The following is a 22517-nucleotide window of genomic DNA, read 5'->3' as shown; positions in this document are numbered from 1 at the left end:
AAATTTAACTTTATCCGATCAAGGAGGCTATTTTTTTCATGAAACGCCGCAACTTTTATGCTCCAGTCTTAATTTCCATTATGCTGGTATTCGTGCTTGCTCTTGCTGCATGCGGAAATAAACCGGAAGCAGGCAGCTCCGGAAACTCCAATCAAGCCGCCGGTTCCAACGCTTCAAACAATACCGGTAATACCGCCAATGACGGCACAAACGCAGCCGCTTCCGAGGCTCCAGGCTCCGCTCCGGTAACCGACGATCCCTCCAAAGAGGTCGAACCCGATCCTGCGTTCACTTCATCCGAGAATCCGGTGGTCACCATTGAAATGAAGACCGGTAACCAAATTCAAATCGAGCTGTATCCTAAAGCGGCTCCGAATACGGTTAACAATTTTATTTCTCTCGTTCAAAAAGGGTTTTATGACGGAACCAAATTCCACCGCGTTATTCCAGGCTTTATGATTCAGGGCGGTGATCCGCAAGGCAATGGTTCCGGCGGCCCTGGATATTCAATTAAAGGAGAATTCACCTCAAACGGCGTGAAGAACGACTTAAAGCATACGCGCGGCGTCATTTCCATGGCCCGGGCTCAAGATCTGAATTCAGGCGGCTCCCAGTTCTTTATTATGGTGGCTGATGCCGATTATCTGGACGGGCAGTATGCAGCCTTTGGCAAAGTCATCAAGGGGATGAGCACTGTAGACGCCATCGTAAATCTGCCGCGTGACAGCAGCGATATGCCTGCTGATAACGATCTGGATGTGATGAGCAAAGTAACCGTAGATACTAAAGGTAAAACTTACCCTGAGCCTGAAAAAGCCGGTTCCAACTAAACCGGTTTTAAATCCCCCCCGCTGTAAGCCTGGCTGACAGCAGGGGGATTTTTTTGCAATAAAAACAGGTATGTTCTACTTTAGCAGTATTGATTAACACCCGAAGGCGTTTTATAATTTCTATAGCTGGAATTATTTTACTTATAAAGAAGGTATCACATGTTAGCGGATTTATTGAAACCATTAATGCCGGGCGAAGGTTCCATCGTAATTTCTGCTTTATATGAAGGGCTTGGCGAATATTCAGGCATCTATATAGGCGATGAGCAGATCATTACCCTTTCAAACAAACATACGCCAGTGCTGATGAGCATGGAACAGTTCAGCCAGATGCACTCTACCAGGTTCAGAAGCGAGATCTATTGGGCCTGCCGCCTTTTTAATCGTCATGCAGTCCGTTTTCCCGAAGCAGCACAAAGAGCCCTACATACGTTAGACAACAGCTCCTACAAAACCATGTTGATCAACAGCCATCAGTTTTGTTCAGGATGCCTTACAGGCAATTTTGATAATGAGGATATTCAGCTATCGGAATTAAAGAAGAGAATTAAAGAGCTTTACCCTCACCGGCATGTTTGGCATAAACAGTCTTAGCCTTAGATTAAAAGCTGTCCTTAAAAGTCATTTTGTGATTTGCCAGCTCTCACTGAAGTTCGACTTTTAAACAAATTAAAACCTCCAGCTCCACGTATACAGTGGTTTTGGAGGTTTTTTCATTCCTATTTTGGGAGGCTCATTTGAATGTCCTTTAAGATTTCCGCTTGGACGCTACATCGTCATTGGCTTCCCGGAATTTCTTGGTTTGAGCAACATGCAGGAATCCGCCAATGCTGTATATAAAGATGCTGCCTACAATACAGCCGATCCCAGCCATCAGGTACATGTTTCGGTCATTGAAATCAGATAAACGAATCAGACAGAGCACAATACCAACAATCAGTACAACCCACGCAATCGTCGTTAATGCCAAAGCAAAATAATTGCCATTTTCACGCATTTCTTTCCGGTCTTTAAACGGATATATTTTAGCGGCCATGTTAATCACTCCCGGTCAAAGTTTAGACGTTTAGTTAAGTAATTGTTCCTTTGTACTGTATACTAACCTTTTCCGGGAACAATTAAACATGGTGCAAAATACAAACATGGCTCACAACTTAATAAAGTCCATGCAAGGGTTCAAGTAGCAGTTTCAAGCAATAAATCTACAAATAAAAGGCCTGCATGTTTATACATGCAGGCCTTTTGGAAAACTAAAAACCTCGTTGTTTTTAGTACCCGATCTTGTTGACTTCCATGATCCAGATCGAACCGCCGACAACCGTAACCAGAATGATAATGCCGAGGACAAGCCCCATAACGTTCCAGCGAGGTTTTTCGGTCTCACGAAGATGCATGAAGAAGAGCAGCTGAACCAGGAGCTGCAGTACTGCAGCAATCATGATTACGATGAAGGTGGCGGTCTTCGCCATCAAATCGTTCATCACAATAACCAATGGAATGATGGTCAGTACGATGGAAAGAATGAAACCGAGAACATACGATTTCACCGATCCATGGGATTCGTGAGCATCATGGCCGTGCGTATTAGGTTGCGCCATTTACATCACCCCCATCAGATATACGATCGTGAGCAGGAAGATCCAGATAACGTCCAAAAAGTGCCAGTACAAGCTGATCAGCGTAACTTTACCTTTTGTCGTTTCCGTAATTCCACGTTTGCCCAGCTGAATCATAAGTGCGATCATCCAGCAAAGACCAACCGAAACGTGAATTCCGTGTGTGCCGACCAGAGTGAAGAATGCGGACAGGAATGCGCTTCTGGAGAAGCCCGCGCCTTCATTCACCATTTTAACGAACTCGGAAACCTCAAGGCCTACGAACGATGCGCCGAGGATGGCCGTTACGATCAGCCATCCGATCAGCTGTTTCTTGTTGCCGCGGTTCATGGCCAAAGTGGCCAAACCGCTTGTAAAGCTACTTGTCAGGAGGATAAAGGTTTCCCAAATGACTCCTGGCAGTTCAAATAACTCTTTACCGTCAGGTCCGCCCGCCGTATTGTGACGCAACACGATAAAGGTTGCGAACAAGACGGAGAAGAGGATAACGTCGGAAATCAGAAAGAACCAGAAACCAAGAACCTTAAGTTCGTTTGGATCGTGATGCCCGTGATCATGGTCTGCACTATGATTTCCTTTGTGTGCCACGCTTTGTGCCATTATACAGACCCCCTTATTGCCTCTTCAGTACGCTCTACTTCCTCGACAGGGATGTAATAATCCGTATCGTAAGAGAAGGAACGTGCGATCATGCAGATTGCTACACCAATCATGCCTGGGATGTAGAACCACCACCACTCGAATACAAATCCGAAGCCTGCTACAAACCAGCAAGCACCCATGATCGGCGGAATGATCGAGTTCTTTGGCATATGAATCGGTTCGATCGGCGGCATTGGATCATCTGCAATCCCTTTGGCACGACGTTCTTTGGCTTCCCAGAAGTCATCCACAGAATGTACGTGCGGGATTACTGCAAAGTTGTATTCCGGAGCCGGAGATGCAGTTGTCCATTCAAGCGTACGAGCATTCCAAGGGTCGTTGCCGACTTTCTTGTGTTTGAACGTACTGTACAAGATTTGTGCCACTTGGAAAAGGAAACCGATACCCATCAGCAGGGCGCCGATTGTGGAGATAAAGTTAAGCGGTCCCCAACCAGTATCCCACGAATATTCGCTTACGCGGCGGGTCATACCCATCAAGCCGAGCGAATATTGCGGCATAAAGCACACATAGAAACCAATGTTCCAGAACCAGAACGCCCAAACGCCCAGTTTGTGATCCAGAATGAAGCCGAACATTTTTGGCCACCAGTAGTACAGACCTGCAAAATAACCAAACACTACACCACCGATCAGAACTTGGTGGAAGTGAGCAATCAGGAAGTAACTGTTGTGGAACTGGAAGTCCGCAGGTGCTACGGCGAGCATCACCCCTGTCATACCTCCGACTACAAAACAAGGAATAAAGGCAATTGTCCACATCATCGGCAGCTCGAAAGTGATACGGCCGCGATACATCGTAAACAGCCAGTTAAAGATTTTAACCCCTGTCGGGATTGCGATAATCATGGTTGTTATAGCAAAGAACGCATTGATATCCGCGCCGGAGCCCATGGTAAAGAAGTGGTGAAGCCAAGTGAAGAACGAAACCACACTAATGGTCAGCAAGGCGAATACCATGGATTTGTAACCGAAAATCCGCTTGCGCGAGAAAGTCGCCACGACTTCGGAGAAGATACCGAAAGCCGGAAGAACGACAATGTAAACCTCTGGGTGTCCCCACATCCAGAACAAGTTGATGTACATCATTGGGTTGCCGCCCAGGTCAAGCGTAAAGAAATGGCCTCCCGCAAAACGGTCGAGGAACAGCAGCGCCAGCGTTACCGTCAGAATAGGGAACGCCAGAATGATGATGATACAAGTCGCAAATACGGACCAGGAGAACATGGGCATTTTCATCAGCGTCATGCCTGGCGCACGCATCTTGATCAAGGTAACCATAAAGTTAATACCCGTTGCCAGGGAACCGATACCTGAAATCTGAATCCCCCAAATGTAGAAGTTCTGGCCTACGCCCGGGTTATGCATCAATTCGGAAAGCGGCGGATAACTGGTCCAGCCTGCGTCCGGCGAACCGCCGATAACGAAGGACAGGTTGAACAGCATGGCTCCGACAAAGAACAGCCAGAAGCTCAGTGCGTTCAGGAACGGATACGCAACGTCGCGCGCTCCGATTTGAAGCGGGATAATAATGTTAAACAAACCGAACATCAGCGGCATCGCCATAAACAGGATCATGATTGTGCCGTGTGTCGTGAAGACTTGGTTGTAATGCTCAGGCTCGAGGAATTTCATTCCCGGAAGCGCAATTTGAGTCCGCATCATGATGGCATCTACACCGCCGCGGAACAGCATAAGCAGCGCAGCAAGAATATACATGATACCGATTTTCTTGTGGTCAACCGTAGTCAGCCAGTTCTTCCAGATCCAGCCCCATTTCTTGAAATGGGTCAGTGCCCAAAAAATCGCGATTGTCGCAATCACGATGGATACGTCCGCACCGTAAATGAGCGGATCCCCCGTGACGAAGAACCACGATGCGAAGTCTTTAATAGAATCTAGCATGGAGGGTCTCCTTCCCTTTCATCAGTGTGCTGGTTGGGCCTCGCCCAATCCGTTAACGCCAAAGCCCGTATTCAGAGGCATTCCTTCATTCTTTGTCCCCTCTGAGGATTCAGAGTTTTGCTTGCCGTCCACTACGTACTTGTAAGCAATCTTGCTGTACAGTCCTTCAGGGAACGAAGAATATTCGGTTTGACCCATGACACCTGGCTTAGCGAGATCAGCATAGCTTGCTTCCGTAAGCGTGCTGCCCGTATTGCCCTTCACTTTGTCTACCCATTTCTGGTAGTCGGCCGGCTCTACAGCATTTACGTCAAAACGCATTTGCGCAAAATGCTCGCCGGTGAAGTTAGCTCCGGAACCAAAATATTTGCCGACTTCGTCAGCCTTCAAATAAAGGGTCATTGACATGCCGGACATCGCATAAATCTGTCCACCAAGCTGTGGAATCCAGAACGAGTTCATCGGGGAGTCCGCCGAAATCTCGAAACGAACCGGTACACCCTTTGGAATCGTCAGTGTGTTCACCGAAGCGATGTTCTCTTCCGGATACAGGAACAGCCACTTCCAATCTAGAGAAACAACCTGAACCGTAACCGGCTTCTGCTCGGCATCAATCGGCTTGGAAGGCTCAAGCGCATAAGTATAACGCGCCGTTACTACCGCCAGAACGATGATAATGAGAATCGGCACGCCCCACCATACGGTTTCCAGCACCTTGCTGTCATGCCAATTCGGACTGTAAGACGCTTTGCGATTCGGTTTGTCGCGATAGCGCCAAACGATGAATGCAGTCAGAATCAGAACAGGAACGATAACGATGCAGCAAAGCAGCGTCGAAATGATGATCAGATCCTTCTGGGATTCTCCCACAGGTCCCTTCGGGTCGAGGACAAGGTAGTCCGCTGTGAAGAACATTCCCCAGATCAGCACTCCCAAGGTGACCAGAGTAATCACCACTGCGATCAGCGTTCGAAGCGATCTTGGTTTTTTATCCATCTTTTCCTCTCTCCTTAATTATGCCTTAAGTACTTGTAATGCCGGACATTGCAGAATTTTTACATTCACAATGCATCACCCATAACCTTACCCTATAAAGATAGCAGAAAACAATATCTCACATGGCTTTTTTAACAAAATTGTCGATTTTTAATTTGAAATTTGTGATTTTTTTCTCAAACTTTTCACAAGCTTGTTATTCCGTATTCTTACTTGATTGTAAGCAAAGTATACGGTCTGCCTGGATTTATACGAGAAAAAAAGCATTTTTTCGCCTTAGGCCTCCGGCATCTTCTTTTTAATGAACGTTTGACCAGCGTCATGTCGTGATATAATACTGGCGTACATATTGGCTTTTAGAATCAAAGGAGTGTAATAGACCATGTCATCCAGGGAGAATGTTCCCCCTTTAAGTCCGATAGATATATGCATGCTAGCCGGAAAAATCATGCTTCAAAGCGGCGCCGAAACATACCGCGTGGAAGATACGATGATCCGGATCGCCCATTCGCTGGGCCTCTCCGGCTCTCACAGCTATGTAACGCCTACCGGCATCATCTTTCAAGCCGGAGGTCCGGAGGCCGCCAAGCTGATCCGGATAGCGGAGCGCACCACTGATCTTGAGAAGGTCGCTTCTGTAAACAGCATTTCAAGGCAGCTTGTAGCCGGCGAAATCAGCGCCGAACAGGCCGCCGATCAGCTTCGCGGCATCGAAGAATCGTCGCATGCCTACTCCGTGGGCCTGCAGGTGGCAGCCGCTTCTATCTCCAGCGGCTGTTTCGCCATCATGTTTGGCGGGAGCATTTATGACTTCCTGCCCGCCCTTATTAGCGGGGGCCTCGGTTACGCAGCGGTTATCTTGTTCCACAAACTGATCAACGTCAAGTTTTTCGCCGAGTTCACGACCGCGCTGCTGATCGGCATGGTCTCTTATCTGTTTATCTATCTCGGTCTTGGACAAGAGCTGGACAAGATCATTATCGGCTCTGTTATGCCGCTTGTACCCGGCCTTCTGATTACGAACGCCGTACGCGACCTCATGGCCGGACACCTTGTGTCGGGCTTATCCAGGGGCGCTGAAGCGATGCTTACCGCCTTCGCCATCGGGGCGGGCGTTGCGGCTGTTTTTACCTTTTTATAAAGGTCATTTTTATAGGTAAAGAGGGATTTTATGTACATCATTGCCCAGTTAGTAACCAGCTTTATCGCCTCGGCCGGCTTCGGCATTATCTTTAACGCGCCCAAGCGGACTTTATTTCAGTGCGGGCTTGGCGGCATGATGGGATGGATCATCTATCTCGTGCTGGATCCTTATTACGACACCGTTATTTCCACGGTAGCCGCGACCTTTGTGGTCGGCGTGATCAGTCAGGTATCGGCCCGGGTGTACAGAATGCCCGTCATCGTCTTCAGCGTAGCCGGCATTATCCCGCTGGTTCCCGGCGGTCTTGCTTATGACGCCATGCGTAAATTCGTGGAAAATGATTATAATACGGCTATTCAGCTGGCTGCCCAGGCTTTTCTGATCTCCGGCTCCATCGCGATTGGGCTGGTTGTTTCGGAAGTATTAAACCAGCTGCTGAGAAAACGAAAACCGCACCAGGGCTGACTCACAGCCTACCGGGTGCGGTTTTTATTTGCGGGAATATTTGCGGGATTATTGCAGAATTCCAATCAACAAAGGCAGCGTAACAAAGGACAACAGCGTGGTCCATAAAATGCAGCGGGATACCGTTCTGGCATCTGCCCCGAACTCTTCAGCCATAATCAGTGCATTAACCGCCGCAGGCATGGCGCACAGTACCAGAAGCACTGAAAACAGCAGACCGTGCACGCCGAGTACCAGCAGCAGAAGGCATGAAGCCGCAGGCGCTATAATCAGCCTCACCACCATAGCGGCCGTAAATGGCCGTCTCCCGTTTGCTGTCTTAGTCTCTGTCCCTGTCTCTGTCCCTGTCTTTGTCTCTGTTTTGCCTTCCCTGCTTCGTCTCCCCGCCATCTGCATGCCCAGAATGCTTAAAGCTACCGGCGCATAAGCCGCAGCCATCAAAGAAACACCGTCCTCCAAAGCCCCGGGTATAGAAAATCCCGTCATTCGGACTATGGCTGCCAGCACAGCGGCGTAGACAGCAGGCATCGTCAGCACCTTCATCAGCGCCTTCTTCATCGTAAAATGGGAGCGGGCCGCAAAATATACCCCAACCGTATTGCCCAAAATCATCTGAATCACGACAAACACAGAGGCCTTGTCCAGTCCGGCCTGCCCAAACGCCAATTGAATGAGCGGCAAGCCGTAATTGACACTATTGGTAAAGACGGACACGAGCGTCAGGCCAGCCTGCTCTTCTTGATTTAATTTCAGGATTTTGGCCATCAGAGCGGCTATGCCCCACATGAAAATTACATTTATGATACAAAATAAAACCGTTGTTCCTACATCGCCGGAACCAACCTGCGCATGAACCAGCGTTTCAAAGATCAGCGCAGGACTCAGCACATACAAAGCCAAGGCCGAAAGCGCACGGTTATCCACGCCTTTGAAGCGTTTAAGCAGCGCTCCCCCGGCTACCGGCAGAGAAATGGGTAATGATACATGATAAAGCGTAAGCAAAAACGAATAAAACACCCTGGTTCACTCCTGATTCTATCATCACGATCTCAAGATTCCCGAGAACTATAATACGATCCCTTTATGCTGTCAATCTTTCACCCTTCAATCAGGGCCTCACATATCTTATTTATCTTAACTTATTCGGCCAGGTATTTAGTTTGGTAATCAGTTTGGTAATCAGCCGGATATTTAGTGATAATAATTCAGTTACTTGATTTAATATAGTAAATAGGATACATTGTAGGCATACAGGTTGAACCCGGACCAAGAATCGGAGGAATCGAATATGCAATTAAAAGGCATACATCATGTTTCGGCCATGACCGCCAAAGCGCCGGCCAATTATAACTTTTACACTAAAGTGATGGGCCTTCGCCTCATTAAGAAGACCGTCAATCAGGATGACGTTTCCATGTATCACTTATTTTACGGGGATGAGAAAGGCAATCCCGGCACGGAGTTGACCTTCTTTGAAATGCCGATGGCCGGTCAGAACCGGGATGGAAATGACAGCATTTCCGCCTTATCCCTGCGTGTGCCGAGTGACGCGGCCCTCGAATATTGGACTAAACGGCTGGACGAATTCGGTATCGCCCATGAGGACATCCGGCCTAGAGCCGGCCGGTTGACACTGGCATTCCGCGACTTCGAAGGCCAGCGGCTGATTCTCATCTCAGATGAGCATGACACCGGCGTGGCTGCCGGAAAGCCATGGAGCCAAAGCCCGGTTCCCGCTGAATTCGGTATCACCGGCTTGGGGCCAGTGAAACTCACCGTGCACGAGGCTGCTCCAACAGCCGCCGTACTGACGGAGCTTCTCAACTTCCGCCGCAAAGGCAGCTTCCCGAATATAGACGCCCCCGATCAGCCCGACATTCTGGTGTTCGAAACCGGAGAAGGCGGCAGTGGAGCGGAAATCCATCTGGAAGAACGCCATGATTTGGCTCATGAGAGGCTGGGGCGCGGCGGCGTCCATCATGTCGCCTTCCGGGTCGACAACGATGATGAACTGAAGCAGTGGATTGAAGCTGTACGCAAAGTTCAGTTTCCGAACTCGGGTTACGTGGACCGCTTCTACTTCCACTCCTTGTATTTCCGCGAGCCGAACGGAATCTTGTTCGAGCTGGCAACGGATGGACCGGGCTTTGATACGGATGAGGACTTTGAGCATCTGGGCGAATCGTTGGCTCTGCCTCCGTTCCTAGAACCAAAACGCGCCCAGATTGAAGCCCTGCTGAAGCCGCTGGAAACGGCCAATCCCCAGGCAAACTTCTAAGCGAACTTCTAAGGAAGCAAACGAACAAAACAATCCCCCGCTAATCGCAGCCAGGCGACAGGCGGGGGATTGTTGCAAATCTACTAATCTATTTAACTTGCATCCGGTTACTCCTTCTATCTGGCTTTCTCCTATTTAACCCTCCTATGGGGCTTTCCGACCGGTAAACAGCAGCATCAGGAACGAGATGACAATTACCGTTCCCGTCCAAACCCAGGCCATTGACATGTTACCTGAATCCACCGCCACATAAATGGCCGTTGGAACCGTCTGGGTTCTGCCCGGAATGTTCCCGGCAATCATCAGCGTAGCCCCGAATTCACCCAAAGCCCGGGCAAAGCCGAGTATGTAGGCGCTGAGCAGCGACTGGAATACAAGCGGCAGCGAAACGTACCGGAAGAGCTGCCATTCACTGGCGCCAATCGAACGCGCCGCATCCTCCAGACTGCGGTTTATCGAACGAAATCCGGTCTTCATCGTCTGATAAACTAGCGGAAAAGCAACAACCACAGAAGCGACCACGCCAGCATACCAGCTGAAAATAATCGGCGCATCAAACACCCATTCAATCAAACGTCCGAGCCAGCTTCTACGGCCTAATACAATCAGCAGCAGGAAGCCGACAACGGTCGGCGGAAGCACCAGCGGCAGCATAAACAATGTCTCCACCAGCACCTTGCCCCGGAACCGGGCGCGGGACATCCAGCGCGCAGCCACAACCCCCAGGACAAGAGCCGCAAAACTCGAAAGCAGGGCTATTTGCAGTGAAAGCCGGACCGGCGGCCAGAAATCATGCCAAGTTATCTCCGTCATACGTTAATTCTGCGGGATCGTGAAGCCGTACTTCACAAATACATCCAGCGCATCCTTGGTTTGCAGATATTGATAGAAGGCTTCCGCTTCCTGGCTATGTTTCGTGGCTTTCACAATTCCGATCGGATACTCGATCTGCTTGTAGAGAGAGGGATCAACGCTAAAAGCCACTTTGACCTGCTCTGATGTCAGCGCATCCGTTTTATAAACAAATCCGGCATCCGCATTCCCCGTTTCCACATACTGCAGCACCTGTCTCACGTCCTTGCCCTGAACCGTCTTAGCCTTGAGGCTCTCCCAAATACCGGCTGCCTTCAGCGATTCCTGTGCATAATTCCCCGCCGGAACGCTCTCCGGAATCCCGATCGCAACAGTTTTCACGTCAGGCTTCTTCAAATCGTCCAAGGTTTGAACAGAACCTGCTGCTTTATCCGCAGGTGTAATAACAACAAGATCGTTATATAGGAGATTTACTTCCTGCAAGCTGTCAATGAGCTGCTTATCGAGAAGTGCCTGCATATTTTTGGCTGAGGCCGACAGAAACAAATCCGCTGGCGCCCCTTGTTCAATTTGCTGCTGAAGCGTGCCCGAAGCGCCAAAGTTAAAATTCAAATGAATATGCGGATTTTGGGCCTCAAAGGACTGACTGATTTCCGTTAAAGCATCAGTAAGGCTGGCCGCTGCCGAAATCGTCAACTCCACATCGTCCTGAGGCTCACCCGAAACAACATCACCTGAGGCACCGCCACTTGAAGCTGTTGCTGCTGAAGTTGGTGATAAGACCGATGAAGCTTCGTTATCCTTACTGCTGCTGTTCCCGCAGCCTGAAAGAACAGCGACAACTATAACAAATAATAACAAAACCATACTAAACTTAATTTTATTTATCATCATTTATCCTCCATAGTTATGTTTATGTATATTTAGTTATCGTTATTATGATTATACTTTTATAAAAAACAGCTTGTAAATCTCTTTTTCTGCTCAAATAAGCTTTATGTTAAAATAATTAAACCAAACGGTTCGTAGCTTCTATTAGCTTTCTATTTAAGGAGGACAATCATGTCCAGCGAAGTTTCCTATACAACTGAAGAGATCGCCAAGCTGCTTAAAATATCCAAATTGACCGTATACGATCTTATAAAAAAAGGCGACCTGCCCGCCTACCGTGTCGGCAAACAAATGCGGGTGGACGCCGCCGATCTGGAGGCGTTCAAGAACCGCTCCAAGGGAATAAGAACGACAGCGGACGTTCCGTCTTCTCCTTCCGGCAACGAAGCAGCTTCTGCGGCTTCCGCCGCTCCCCCATCTTTGCCGCAAAACGGCGTTCGGCCTCTCGTCATCACCGGCCAGGATATCAGCTTGGACATTCTGGCCAAACATATGGAACGGCAAATTCCCGGCGTCCGTCCACTGCGTTCCTTCGTCGGCAGTGTGGACAGCCTGATCTCCATGTACCGCGGACAATCTGACATTGTCAGCACCCACCTGCTGGACGGGGATACCGGGGAGTATAATCTCCCTTACATCCGGAAATTTCTGATTGGCTCTTCTTATGTTGTCGTCCATTTATTAAAGCGGAAGGCGGGACTTTACGTCAGAGAAGGCAACCCTGAAGGGATCAGCGGCTGGGGGGACTTGAAACGTCCGGGACTGCGGCTTGCCAACCGCGAGAAAGGCTCCGGCGCTCGTGTGCTTCTCGATGAGCAGCTTCGTCTGCTCGGCATTCGCGGAACTGATATTCAAGGTTATGGCCGGGAGGAAACTAACCACCTGGGCGTGGCCGGCAAGGTGGCTTCAGGCGAAGCCGATGTCGGCGTAGGGATCGAGAAAGCAGCCATGACTGTTGGAGGTGTTGATTTCATCCCTTTGACCGATGAATGTTATGACCTTGTTCTGCTCAAGCAGCAGGGGAATTCCGGCTGGATCGAAGCTGTGCTTCATATCATCAGATCTGATGCCTTCCAAAGCGAGCTGCGCTCGATCTCCGGCTATGATTTGTCAGAGACTGGGACGGTTTTATACGAAACCTGATTGGACTGACTGAAATGAGCCGTTCCAAACATCACGCATACTTGAACAAAACACCAGATAAATAAAAGGGTACCCTCAGTCTGAACGACCGGGATACCCTTTTATTTATGCCTATTTAACTCTAAAATTTATAACCGTTAAACCGGGTCGCGTTATTGAGCGCCTTCCAGACGCCGTCATGCTCCCCGCCAATAGACCAATAAGCGAATCCTGCAACCTTTCGCCCTTGCCCCATCCGGTATTTCAGTGTCAGCGAGCGGCTGTCTTCAAACCACAGCTGATGCCGGACTCCGTTCAACTGATAAGCTGCCGTATATTGGCCGAGAGCCGATTTCCAAGATGGATACATGCCGTAGCGGGGAATTCTGGCATTCTGCTCGCTTAACGTCACATCCTCCGCCGAAAGAGTCGTGCCGTTCGCCCTGACCGACCAATCCCGGCTGTACAGAGGCAGTCCCAGGATCACCTTCCCTGCTCCCGCCTGCTTCACCAGCTTGTCCAAACCGGACTGTACCCAGGCCAACGACCCTACCGGTCCCGGCTCCGGATCGCTGCCCCAATGCTCGTCATAACCCATCAGGATCAAATAATCCGCGCTTTGGGCCAACGCTGCATAATTGAAGGCTGCCGTCCAATCGGTCCCCAAATCCGGGGAAACGCAAACCGACAGCTTTTTGCCGGCTTGATGCAGCTTTCCGGCTAAATTAGCTACAAATGAAGTCAAATACGCGCGGTCAGCCGGAAGCACATTTTCAAAATCGAGATTGAGTCCGTCCAGCTCATATTTGGAGGTATAGGCTGCCAGAGAGGCCGCAGTCCGCTCCGATAAAGCCGGATTGGAAAGCATGGCGTGTGTGGCTTCCGCATTAGAGCGGTTGCCGACAAGCGGCCAGACTTTCCGGCCAGTGGACTTGGCCCAGCTGATCAGCGGCGTTTTGGTTGAATCACTTAAAGTATCGTCCGCATTCAGGAAATACCACCTGGGAGAAAGCACGTTAATATTGGATGAAGACACGCTTGCCTTAAATTCCGCATCCGTCTGCCCGTACTGCCAGCCCAATTGGATCGGCTGGGCTACAGGAGCGGAAATGGGATTCTCATAGGTGCCATTCGTCACAATTCGGTCCATAACAGCCGCCATTTCCTCACGGGTCACGACGGCTTTTGGCCGGAAACGTCCATCCGCTCCCTCCATCAGCCCCAGCTTCTGAACCGTATAGACGGAAGGAGCCGCCCAATCGGCGACCTCTGCAGCATCCGAATAGAGACTGGACAAGCTGCCGCTTGATGCCGTTTGTTTCAGAAAGCGGATCAGCCAAACCGCCAGCTCCTGCCGGGTTACTCCGTCAGAAGGCATATATTTCCCATTCCCTTTCCCCTGCGCCAAATTCAAATAGACGCCGGCCTGCACGTAACCGTAATACCAGGCCGCTTTAGGCACATCCTGGAAGGCCGGGATCCCCCCCTCCACTGGTTGAAGCTTCATCAGTTCCATCATCGCCTTGGTTCCTTCGGCGCGTGTCAGGGCTCTCTTGGGTGAGAAGGTACCGGGTGCGGTTCCTTCTACGATTTTACGTTGATAAAGATCCATAATCGCTTCTCTAGCAAAACTGTCGTTAATATCATAGAAAACTTGGGAATTCCCCGCTGCAAGACCGACCGTCGGAGCGCTGATAGAAAGCGCCGCCGAACAGATCCCCGCACCTAAACATGCGGCTGCCGCAGCTTTTAGCCAACGATGCATACAAGATAACCCCCGCTTTTGATTCGGTAAATCTACCGGAATAAGTCTATGTTACCAAATCTCTTCCAGCGTGGTCATGAAGTAAATTTTGGCAGAGTGATAGATTATTATTTTTGATAAAAAGCCCCTTTTCGTATAGACTATTTCTATAAATCAAACGTGAGATCAGGGAGGTTTTTGCCTTTATGCCATCTTTCGATACACCTATCGACCGTACCAATACGTCATCCGAGAAATGGGGATCTCTGGCTAGAATCTTCGGCAGCGAAGATGTGCTCCCCATGTGGGTGGCCGACATGGACTTCAAAGTACCGGAAGCCGTTATTCAAGCTTTGCATGAGAAAGTAGATCACGGGGTTTTCGGCTACAGCTTCTTAAGCGACGACTATAAGGAAGCCGTGGCCGGATGGATGCTGAGAAGACACCATTGGAAGATCGATCCTCAGTCTATCGTTTACGCTCCAGGGGTGGTTCCCGCGCTGTACCATCTCGTTGAAACCTTTACAGAAGCCGGGGAAGAGGTCATTATCCAGCCGCCGGTTTATCCGCCTTTTGCCAAAGTCGTTAACAATCTGGAGCGCAAGCTTCTGCTGAACCCTCTCCGCGAGCTGGAGGGCGGACATTACGAGATGGATTTCGAACAGCTTGAGACGCTGATGAGCGGCACCTCCGGCAAAGCCAAAATGCTGATTCTGTGCAGTCCGCACAACCCGGTTGGCCGCGTCTGGACCCGTGAGGAGCTGCTGAAGCTCCACGAGCTCGCAGAACATTATGGCGTTCTTGTCGTCTCAGACGAAATTCATGCGGACCTGGTGTTTGAGCCTAACGCCCATGTGCCTTATGCTTCTTTATCGGAGCAGGCCAGCCAGCATTCCGTCATTTGTACAGCCCCTAGCAAAACCTTTAATCTGGCAGCTCTGAATACTTCCAATATCATCATTGCGAATCCGGAGCTGCGCGAGAAATTTGTGCACAATCTCAGTACTCGCGAGGTGGCTCATGCCGGCATATTCGGATTAACCGCAGCCGAAGCCGCCTATAAACATGGCGATGCCTGGCTGGACGATTGCCTCGCTTATATCCGTTCCAACATGGAATATGTACAGCAGTACATGGCCCGTTATCAGAAAGCAGACGGTACCCCGCTAGTTAAAACCCTGCTGCCCGAAGCCACCTATCTGCTTTGGCTCGATTTCCGCGAGCTTGGGCTTTCTGCGGATGAGCTTAACGCTTTTATGATCAAGGAAGCCCGTCTCGGCCTTAACAACGGGGCTCCGTTCGGCAAAGAAGGCGAAGGCTTTATGCGGATGAATCTGGCCTGCGCCCGCAGCATCGTTGAAGAAGCCATGTCTCGTCTGGACAAAGCCATGGAGCATTATATCGGGAAGTAAATCAAACGTTGTGGTTGTGCCGGATCTGCCAGCACCCGAACACCAGCCAGAAACACGGTTTCGGAAGCGTGCCCGAAATATGCAACAACCCTCCCACAGAATGCGGGAGGGTTGTTTGTTATTGCAAGCTATTTTTGATTTAAGATCTGAGATTTAAGATCTGAGATTCAAGATTGAAGATTCAAGATTCAAGTTCTAAGATTCAAGATTCAAGCCCGCCTTCGGCGATCACTTGTTTATACCAATAATAGCTGTCTTTCGGCGTCCGTTTGAACGTTTTGAAATCGACATGCACCAGACCAAACGGCTTGCTGTAGCCAAACGCCCATTCAAAGTTGTCCATCAGGGACCACAGGAAATAACCTTTGACATTCACGCCGGAAGCCAACGCGCGGTTCAGCTGGATCAGGTGCTTGCGCAGGTATTCGATCCGTTTCGGATCGTGATACACTCCGTTCTCTTCTTCGGATTCATAATATGCGCCGTTCTCCGTAATGTAGATCGGAATATCCCCGTAATTGGCTTTCACCCAGGTCAAAACGGAATAAAAGCCCTGCGGGTAAATGTTCCAGTCGAAATCGGTTTTGTCGAACGCCGCGTCCACGATTTCAAACTCCAGCAGTCCTTCCTCCGGATTATTGCGGCCAACCCCGCCTGTATAATAGTTGATGCCCAGGAAATCAATCGGCTGGGAAATGGTCTCCATGTCGCCCGGTTGAACCGGCGGCTCATATCCTTTTGCCTTGTACCAGTCCAAAGCCAGCTGCGGATAATGCCCTTTAAATACAGGATCAAAGAACCATCCGTTAAAATAAGCGTTGCGGCGTGCGCAGGCGTCGATATCTTCCTGATGGTTGCTGAACGGCTCAAACCATTCCGTGTTTGGCGCAATACCGATCGCGCCGTCTAGGCCGAGTTCACGGAAACGTTTCACGGTTTCGCCGTGCGCCACCAGCAGATGGTGAGCGACGTCAAGCGCGGCCTGGAAGTCCGTTTTACCCGGAGCATGCGCGCCAATCTCGTTGGACAGGAACGATACGCACCAAGGTTCGTTAAAGGTAATCCAGTTCTTGATTTTGCCTTCAAAAGATTTAAACATCGTTTCGGCGTAACGCACGAAAGCCGAAATCGTCTCGCGGGATTCCCAGCCGCCCTTGTCCTGCAAGGCCTGCGGAAGATCCCAGTGGTACAGCGTGCACATCGGCTCAATGCCGTTTGCCAGCAGCTCGTCCACCAGACGGTGGTAATAATCCAGGCCCTCCTGGTTAACGGCGCCGTCGCCGTCAGGAATAATACGCGGCCAGGCGACCGAGAAACGGTAGGCTTTGGCCCCCATATTTTTCAGAAGCTGAACGTCTTCCTTATAAAGATGGTAGCTGTCGCAGGCCAGATCGCCTGTGTCCCCATTCTCTACCTTGCCGGGTGTGCGGGCGAATGTGTCCCAAATGGACATCCCCCGTCCTCCCTCGTTGTATGCGCCTTCAATTTGGTATGAAGATGTAGCCGAACCAAAGATAAAATCCTCAGGAAATTTAAAGCTAGTCATAACCCCGTCTCCCCCCAGTGTTTATATAAGATTATTGTAGATGAAATCGATTCCGCCGGCAATGCTGTGATTTTTAGTTTAATGCCCCTTTTTCGGGCTCCATATTAATTTTCCAAACACATAATAGGATCCTCTTCTGGCCAAATTATGAGTTGTGGCCTTTCGGCCTGCGTCGGCTCCTTATTTCTTGGTTCCGTCCCTCCGAAGAGGGTAATGTTATAGCGACTCCCCTTTCTATATAACCAACTCAGCAAGGAGGCTGATTATCATGCCAGAACAAAGACTTCAAGGCCAAATCGCCGTAGTCACCGGCGGCGGCTCCGGGATCGGGAAAGCAAGCGCAATTGCTTTTGCCCGTAACGGCGCCAAAGTGTACATGCTGGACCGGACGCCGGAGCACGCCGATGAAACGAAGCAGGAAATTGAGAAAGCCGGCGGCACGGCCACCGTCATTAAATGCGACGTCTCTGAGCCTCAAATGGTTGAACAAGCCTATAAAGAAATTGCCAAACAGGAAGACCGGGTGGATATCGTCTTTGCCAATGCCGGGATCAATGGCGCCAAGACGCCTATTGAAACGCTGGACGTTGAAGAGTGGGACCAGACGCTGAACACCAATCTGCGCGGGACCTTTGCCACGGTCAAATATGCAATCCCTTACATGAAAAAGAAAGGCGGCAGCATCGTCATCACCAGTTCCATCAACGGCAACCGCGTGTACTCCAACTTCGGGTTCGCCGCTTATTCCTCTTCCAAAGCCGGTCAGGTCGCTTTCATGAAAATGGCCGCGCTTGAGCTTGCCCAATATAAAATCCGGGTCAACGCGATTTGTCCTGGGGCCATTGAAACCAACATCGGCGAGAATACCTTCCCATCGGATGATCTCAAGAAAATCGTCATTCCCGTGGAATATCCGGAAGGAAGCCAGCCTCTGGAGAAAGGTCCGGGGTCGGCTGAGCAGGTGGCTGACCTTGTCCTGTTCCTGGCATCAAACGAATCGTCTCACGTGACAGGCACGGAGATCTATGTGGACGGAGCCGAATCGCTGCTGTAACAAAGCACCATAAAATAAAAGCCGGAGTCGGCCCCTGCTAGGTCCGTTCGGGCTCTAAGATTTGTTCAGGCTGTCGGAAATTCCCGGCAGCCTTCTTTCGTTTACGGACGTTTAGCTGTTAATTGTTTGTCATGCAACAATATTTTATACAAGGTTAAATAAATTTTATGTTGACAACAAAGTTTACCTAGGGCAAAATCAAGGTAACGAATTTGGTTCCGCATCAAGGACCAAAGATTCCATCGCCAAAGAGGTGAATGAATATGGAAGAAATACCTGCTGTCCAACAAAAATCAAAACTTATCAAGCATACCAACGGTGCCAGTCTGGAGGAAGTAAACAATACGGTCAGCCTTCCAAAGCAAGCCGGATTTTGGAAGAAATTAGCCGCCTTTAGCGGACCAGGCGTATTGGTAGCCGTAGGTTATATGGATCCCGGCAACTGGATTACGTCCATTCAAGGCGGCTCCCAATTCGGCTATACGCTGCTGAGTGTTATTTTAATCTCCAGCCTGGTTGCTATGCTGCTTCAAAGTATGTCGGCCAAACTGGGCATCGTTACGGGAATGGATCTGGCCCAGGCCACCCGTCAAGCTACAAGCAAACCTGTTGCTTTTATTTTATGGATTTTAACCGAGCTCGCGATTATGGCCACAGATATTGCCGAGGTGATCGGGGGAGCCGTAGCGCTCCAGCTGCTGTTTAAAATCCCGCTGCTCGTAGGTGTACTGATTACAACGCTGGATGTGCTTTTATTGCTGCTGCTGACCAAGGTCGGCTTTAGAAAAATCGAAGCGATTGTAGCAACATTGATCGCGACCATCTTTATCGTCTTTCTGTATGAAGTGCTGCTTTCCAGCCCAAGCATCGGCCCGCTCCTTTCCGGATTTATCCCAAGTCCTGAAATCGCCACAAATAATGGTATGCTGTTGATTGCTTTAGGGATCGTCGGGGCCACCGTTATGCCGCATAATTTGTATTTGCACTCCTCGATTGTTCAGACCCGCCAATTTAAAAGGGATGAGCAAGGGAAGAAAGAAGCTATCAAATTTGCGACGATTGATTCCAACATCCAATTGACCATTGCTTTTATCATTAACTGCCTGCTACTGGTTTTGGGGGCAGCGATGTTTTTCGGGACGACAAGCGATTTGGGGCGTTTTACAGATCTGTATAATGCTCTTTCGGATAATGCCATCGTTGGAGCGATTGCCAGTCCTCTGCTCAGTACGCTGTTTGCGGTTGCGCTGCTTGCTTCGGGTCAGAACTCGACCATTACCGGCACCTTATCGGGGCAGATAGTCATGGAAGGTTTCATCCGAATGAAGATCCCGACCTGGCTGCGCAGAATCATCACACGGCTGATCGCCGTGATCCCCGTTATCATTTGTGTAATTATGTTCGGAGGAAGGGAAAATGCCGTCGAGCAGCTGCTCTTGTATACGCAGGTGTTTCTGAGCGTTCAATTGCCTTTCGCCATTATCCCGCTCGCTCTTTTTACCAGCGACAAACGATTAATGGGTCCCTTCGCCAACCGGACATGGGTTAAATACGCTTCGTGGATTATAGCCGTTGTCCTGTCCGTGCTGAATGTTTTCCTTATCTATGGCACCTTCGCGGGAATAGGTTAAGCCGGCATGTCGTTAAACCCGATCTTTCAGTAAAAATAAAACAGCCGGACCTGGGGTCCGGCTTTCTTGTTTTTCAACACGAATAAGAATTAAGAATAAGAAGAATTACTCCCAATAATCCTTTGGATTGTAGATAATCTCACCGCCAGCCGAGATTCGCAGTACACCGCCGTTTTCCTCGTAATGCACCTTATCGCCCGAGTTGACGTAAAACCAGTGTTTGATCGTATCGCCCTGCTCCGGCTCCTCAAACAGGAACAAGTTAAGCTCTTCCTTCAGGCTCATTACGGCAGCGCCAATTTCAGGAGCTACTCCCAGCAGCTCTATAACCGTCTCGCCGCCGCTCCGGCTGACCTCATAAGTAACTCCGGCCTCCTTGGAGGTATCCAGCAGCATCCGGCCTGCAACCGCATGTTTCACCAATACACGTTCCGCCATCCCAATCCCTCCCTTGAAAAAAAGATCTATAATTGCCGCCTTCAGGTTATGGCAAATCAATCAGCATAAAGAGAACATCCTCTTTCGCCGTCACTTCCAGATCCGTGACCTGGACAATCCGGGCCGAATCACGTGCTCCCAGCTCGTATTCGTGCTGCAGAGAAAGCCGTCCTTCGATGACAAACAGGAAAACCCGGCGACCTGCTTCCTGATGGAAGGAGACCGCCTCCCCAGCCTGCAGCCTGCTCATATAAATCGTCAGATCCTGACCGATGTCCGCCGCCGTGTCGCTTCCTTCCTGTGTCACTACAGGCAGTAAACGGCCATTAAGCTGCTCGGGATCAAACTGACTGGTGGTATAAGAAGGCTTCTTGCCTCGTTCAGACGGCATAAACCAGATCTGCAGCAGGTTCACTTCTTCTTCCTGCGAAGGGTTATGCTCCGTATGGATTACACCGCTTCCCGCGGACATCCGCTGCACCCCGCCAAAAGTGGTGACCGCTTCGTTGCCCATGCTGTCTTCATGGCGCAGCTGTCCGGACAACACGATGGAGACGATCTCCATATCGCTGTGCGGATGCGCGCCAAAGCCGCGGCCTGGTGCAATAACATCATCATTAAAGACACGCAGCGGCTCAAACGCCATGTTGTTCTCGTCCTGGTAATCGCCGAAGGAGAAACTCCGGCCCGTCTTCAGCCAGCCCATATCGGCTTTGTTACGTTCTAAATCAGGATAAAGAGTAATCATAGTCCCGCCTCCTTTTGTTGAACCTATTCATTTCGTACGAAGTTAATATTCTTAAATTTGAAATACTTGTTCTTTCTGTAGTGTAACAGAAGTTTTAGGACTATACAAATGGTTGTTACTTACTTTTATTAAGATTATCCTCGCTTGTATGCTCCAGTCCGCCAAATATAGTAAACTATGAATCAGTAACTTAAATCAGCAACGGGGTGAATCCTTTTGAATTATACAGCCATCGATTTCGAGGTTGCCAATATGCGAAACCGCGCCAGCGTCTGTTCCATCGGCCTGGTTGAAGTCCAGGACGGCGTTATTGTCCAGGAAAAATATTCGCTCATCAATCCCCATGACGCCTTCGACCCTTTCTGCGTGGCCGTCCACGGGATCACACCGGAAATGGTTGCAGATGCGCCGACATTCCTTGAGTTCTGGCAGGAGATCCGGGAGCTGATCGAAGGCAGAACGCTGGTCGCCCATAACGCCTCTTTTGATATGAGCGTGCTCCGCTATTGTATGGAGGCCTTTGGCCTGGATTATCCGGATTGTACTTATGTCTGTTCTTATTTATTATCGCGAAAAATCTGGCCCGGCCTGCCCGGCTATAAGCTCAATCAAATGGCGGCCTTCCACCGGCTGTCCTCCTTCCGTCATCATGACGCGCTTGAGGATGCCCGGGTGGCAGCTCTGCTGCTGCTAAAATGCTTTGAGACCTCGGGCGGAGCGCCGGATTGCCAGGGTCTGGCCGAATCCTACGGCTACCGGCTCGGAGCCTTGTTCCCCGGAGGGAGCTATCAGACCTTTACCTCGGCCAAAACGAAAGCGGCCGGCAAAGGAAGCCGTACAAGAAAGGGCCAAGCCGGGGCAACGGCACCTGGGGCCCGTTCCGGCGGAGCACGCAGCGAAGCGAAGCCGGCGCTTGTACCTGCAGCCGAGGTGGATGGAAGCCATATTTTCTACCGGAAAAATATCGTGTTCACCGGCAGGCTCGGTTCCCTGACCCGGCTGGAAGCGATGCAGCGGGTCGTGAACTGCGGCGGCCGCTGCGCCGACGCCGTGGAGCTGCAGACCCACTACCTGGTTGTGGGCCAGAAAGATTTTGTGAAGCTGCAGAGCGGCGAAGCCCGCAGCAGCAAAATCCAAAAGGCGGAACGGCTGGCCGGCGCGGGCCTGCCGATCCGCCTGATCTCCGAGCAGCAGTTTCTGGAGCTGCTCGGGTAAAACCGCC

General features: G+C 50.2%; 22 protein-coding genes. 10 read left to right on the top strand and 12 right to left on the bottom strand.

The genetic code is table 11. From position 1 onward, the window contains the following. Window positions 1-38: 38 nt before the first annotated feature. Both CBE73_RS18565 and CBE73_RS18560 read left to right on the top strand, forming a co-directional pair. Window positions 39-830, top strand: a complete 792-nt coding sequence (locus CBE73_RS18565; RefSeq protein WP_094095500.1) for a peptidylprolyl isomerase — start codon at window positions 39-41, stop codon at window positions 828-830. 159 nt (window positions 831-989) lie between these two features. Further along, window positions 990-1424, top strand: coding sequence for a hypothetical protein (locus CBE73_RS18560; RefSeq protein ID WP_094095499.1), 435 nt, complete (start codon window positions 990-992; stop codon window positions 1422-1424). Between the two features lie 154 nt (window positions 1425-1578). On the opposite strand, the gene CBE73_RS18555 is transcribed toward CBE73_RS18560, so the two are convergent. From CBE73_RS18555 to cyoA, 5 genes are all read right to left on the bottom strand, one after another. Further along, a complete protein-coding gene (locus tag CBE73_RS18555; RefSeq protein WP_094095498.1) occupies window positions 1579-1866 on the bottom strand; it encodes a hypothetical protein in 288 nt (95 codons plus the stop codon). A gap of 232 nt (window positions 1867-2098) precedes the next feature. Continuing rightward, window positions 2099-2428 (bottom strand): cytochrome o ubiquinol oxidase subunit IV, encoded by a 330-nt coding sequence (gene cyoD / locus CBE73_RS18550; RefSeq protein WP_068693656.1) that lies wholly within the window; start codon window positions 2426-2428, stop codon window positions 2099-2101. After that, on the bottom strand, window positions 2429-3046 hold the full coding sequence (gene cyoC, locus CBE73_RS18545) for a cytochrome o ubiquinol oxidase subunit III (protein WP_094095497.1): 618 nt from the start codon (window positions 3044-3046) through the stop codon (window positions 2429-2431). It lies immediately after the preceding gene. Further along, window positions 3046-5013: a cbb3-type cytochrome c oxidase subunit I gene (locus tag CBE73_RS18540; protein WP_094095496.1), complete on the bottom strand. Its 1968-nt coding sequence runs from the start codon at window positions 5011-5013 to the stop codon at window positions 3046-3048. The genes cyoC and CBE73_RS18540 overlap by 1 nt, the downstream gene beginning before the upstream one ends. A 21-nt stretch (window positions 5014-5034) precedes the next feature. After that, window positions 5035-6009: a ubiquinol oxidase subunit II gene (gene cyoA, locus CBE73_RS18535; protein ID WP_094095495.1), complete on the bottom strand. Its 975-nt coding sequence runs from the start codon at window positions 6007-6009 to the stop codon at window positions 5035-5037. A gap of 382 nt (window positions 6010-6391) precedes the next feature. On the opposite strand from cyoA, the gene CBE73_RS18530 reads away from it, so the two are divergent. Next, the gene (locus CBE73_RS18530; RefSeq protein WP_094095494.1) at window positions 6392-7150 is read left to right on the top strand and encodes a threonine/serine exporter family protein; all 759 of its coding nucleotides are present in this window, start codon (window positions 6392-6394) and stop codon (window positions 7148-7150) included. Between the two features lie 30 nt (window positions 7151-7180). Beyond that, window positions 7181-7618, top strand: coding sequence for a threonine/serine exporter family protein (locus CBE73_RS18525; RefSeq protein WP_094095493.1), 438 nt, complete (start codon window positions 7181-7183; stop codon window positions 7616-7618). A gap of 48 nt (window positions 7619-7666) precedes the next feature. On the opposite strand, the gene CBE73_RS18520 is transcribed toward CBE73_RS18525, so the two are convergent. Further along, the gene (locus tag CBE73_RS18520; RefSeq protein WP_094095492.1) at window positions 7667-8635 is read right to left on the bottom strand and encodes an AEC family transporter; all 969 of its coding nucleotides are present in this window, start codon (window positions 8633-8635) and stop codon (window positions 7667-7669) included. 271 nt (window positions 8636-8906) lie between these two features. Between CBE73_RS18520 and CBE73_RS18515 the strand changes: the two genes are divergently transcribed. After that, the gene (locus tag CBE73_RS18515) at window positions 8907-9896 is read left to right on the top strand and encodes a ring-cleaving dioxygenase (RefSeq protein WP_094095491.1); all 990 of its coding nucleotides are present in this window, start codon (window positions 8907-8909) and stop codon (window positions 9894-9896) included. Between the two features lie 144 nt (window positions 9897-10040). Here the strand turns inward: CBE73_RS18515 and modB are convergent, their stop codons facing one another. After that, window positions 10041-10709: a molybdate ABC transporter permease subunit gene (gene modB, locus CBE73_RS18510; protein WP_094095490.1), complete on the bottom strand. Its 669-nt coding sequence runs from the start codon at window positions 10707-10709 to the stop codon at window positions 10041-10043. A gap of 3 nt (window positions 10710-10712) precedes the next feature. Further along, window positions 10713-11600 (bottom strand): molybdate ABC transporter substrate-binding protein, encoded by an 888-nt coding sequence (modA, locus tag CBE73_RS18505; protein WP_094095489.1) that lies wholly within the window; start codon window positions 11598-11600, stop codon window positions 10713-10715. Between the two features lie 171 nt (window positions 11601-11771). Between modA and CBE73_RS18500 the strand changes: the two genes are divergently transcribed. Continuing rightward, window positions 11772-12743 carry a helix-turn-helix transcriptional regulator gene (locus tag CBE73_RS18500; protein ID WP_094095488.1) on the top strand — a complete coding sequence of 324 codons (972 nt, stop codon included), beginning with the start codon at window positions 11772-11774 and terminating at the stop codon, window positions 12741-12743. A gap of 121 nt (window positions 12744-12864) precedes the next feature. Here the strand turns inward: CBE73_RS18500 and CBE73_RS18495 are convergent, their stop codons facing one another. Then, complete coding sequence (locus CBE73_RS18495) at window positions 12865-14487, bottom strand: S-layer homology domain-containing protein (RefSeq protein ID WP_094095487.1); 1623 nt, start codon at window positions 14485-14487, stop codon at window positions 12865-12867. 185 nt (window positions 14488-14672) lie between these two features. On the opposite strand from CBE73_RS18495, the gene CBE73_RS18490 reads away from it, so the two are divergent. Next, window positions 14673-15878 carry a MalY/PatB family protein gene (locus tag CBE73_RS18490; RefSeq protein WP_094095486.1) on the top strand — a complete coding sequence of 402 codons (1206 nt, stop codon included), beginning with the start codon at window positions 14673-14675 and terminating at the stop codon, window positions 15876-15878. 202 nt (window positions 15879-16080) lie between these two features. On the opposite strand, the gene CBE73_RS18485 is transcribed toward CBE73_RS18490, so the two are convergent. After that, entirely contained in the window at window positions 16081-17424 is a 1344-nt protein-coding gene (locus CBE73_RS18485) for a GH1 family beta-glucosidase (RefSeq protein WP_094095485.1), read from the bottom strand. Window positions 17425-17692: 268 nt separating this feature from the next. Between CBE73_RS18485 and CBE73_RS18480 the strand changes: the two genes are divergently transcribed. Together CBE73_RS18480 and CBE73_RS18475 are read left to right on the top strand one after the other, a co-directional pair. Beyond that, window positions 17693-18478: an SDR family oxidoreductase gene (locus CBE73_RS18480; protein WP_094095484.1), complete on the top strand. Its 786-nt coding sequence runs from the start codon at window positions 17693-17695 to the stop codon at window positions 18476-18478. 263 nt (window positions 18479-18741) lie between these two features. Continuing rightward, on the top strand, window positions 18742-20109 hold the full coding sequence (locus CBE73_RS18475; RefSeq protein ID WP_094095483.1) for an Nramp family divalent metal transporter: 1368 nt from the start codon (window positions 18742-18744) through the stop codon (window positions 20107-20109). 105 nt (window positions 20110-20214) lie between these two features. Here CBE73_RS18475 and CBE73_RS18470 read toward each other — a convergent pair whose 3' ends face one another. Both CBE73_RS18470 and CBE73_RS18465 read right to left on the bottom strand, forming a co-directional pair. Continuing rightward, entirely contained in the window at window positions 20215-20547 is a 333-nt protein-coding gene (locus CBE73_RS18470) for a hypothetical protein (protein WP_094095482.1), read from the bottom strand. A 46-nt stretch (window positions 20548-20593) separates the two neighbouring features. Beyond that, window positions 20594-21295 (bottom strand): pirin family protein, encoded by a 702-nt coding sequence (locus CBE73_RS18465; RefSeq protein WP_094095481.1) that lies wholly within the window; start codon window positions 21293-21295, stop codon window positions 20594-20596. Window positions 21296-21511: 216 nt separating this feature from the next. Here CBE73_RS18465 and CBE73_RS18460 point away from each other — a divergent pair, with 216 nt between their 5' ends. Next, window positions 21512-22510, top strand: a complete 999-nt coding sequence (locus CBE73_RS18460; RefSeq protein WP_094095480.1) for an exonuclease domain-containing protein — start codon at window positions 21512-21514, stop codon at window positions 22508-22510. Window positions 22511-22517 lie beyond the last annotated feature (7 nt).

The organism is Paenibacillus physcomitrellae (genome assembly GCF_002240225.1).
In the GTDB taxonomy this organism is placed as follows: Bacteria; Bacillota; Bacilli; order Paenibacillales; family Paenibacillaceae; genus Fontibacillus; species Fontibacillus physcomitrellae.
Note: the sequence above shows the minus strand (reverse complement) of the source record. Positions and strands in the feature narration are given on the sequence as shown.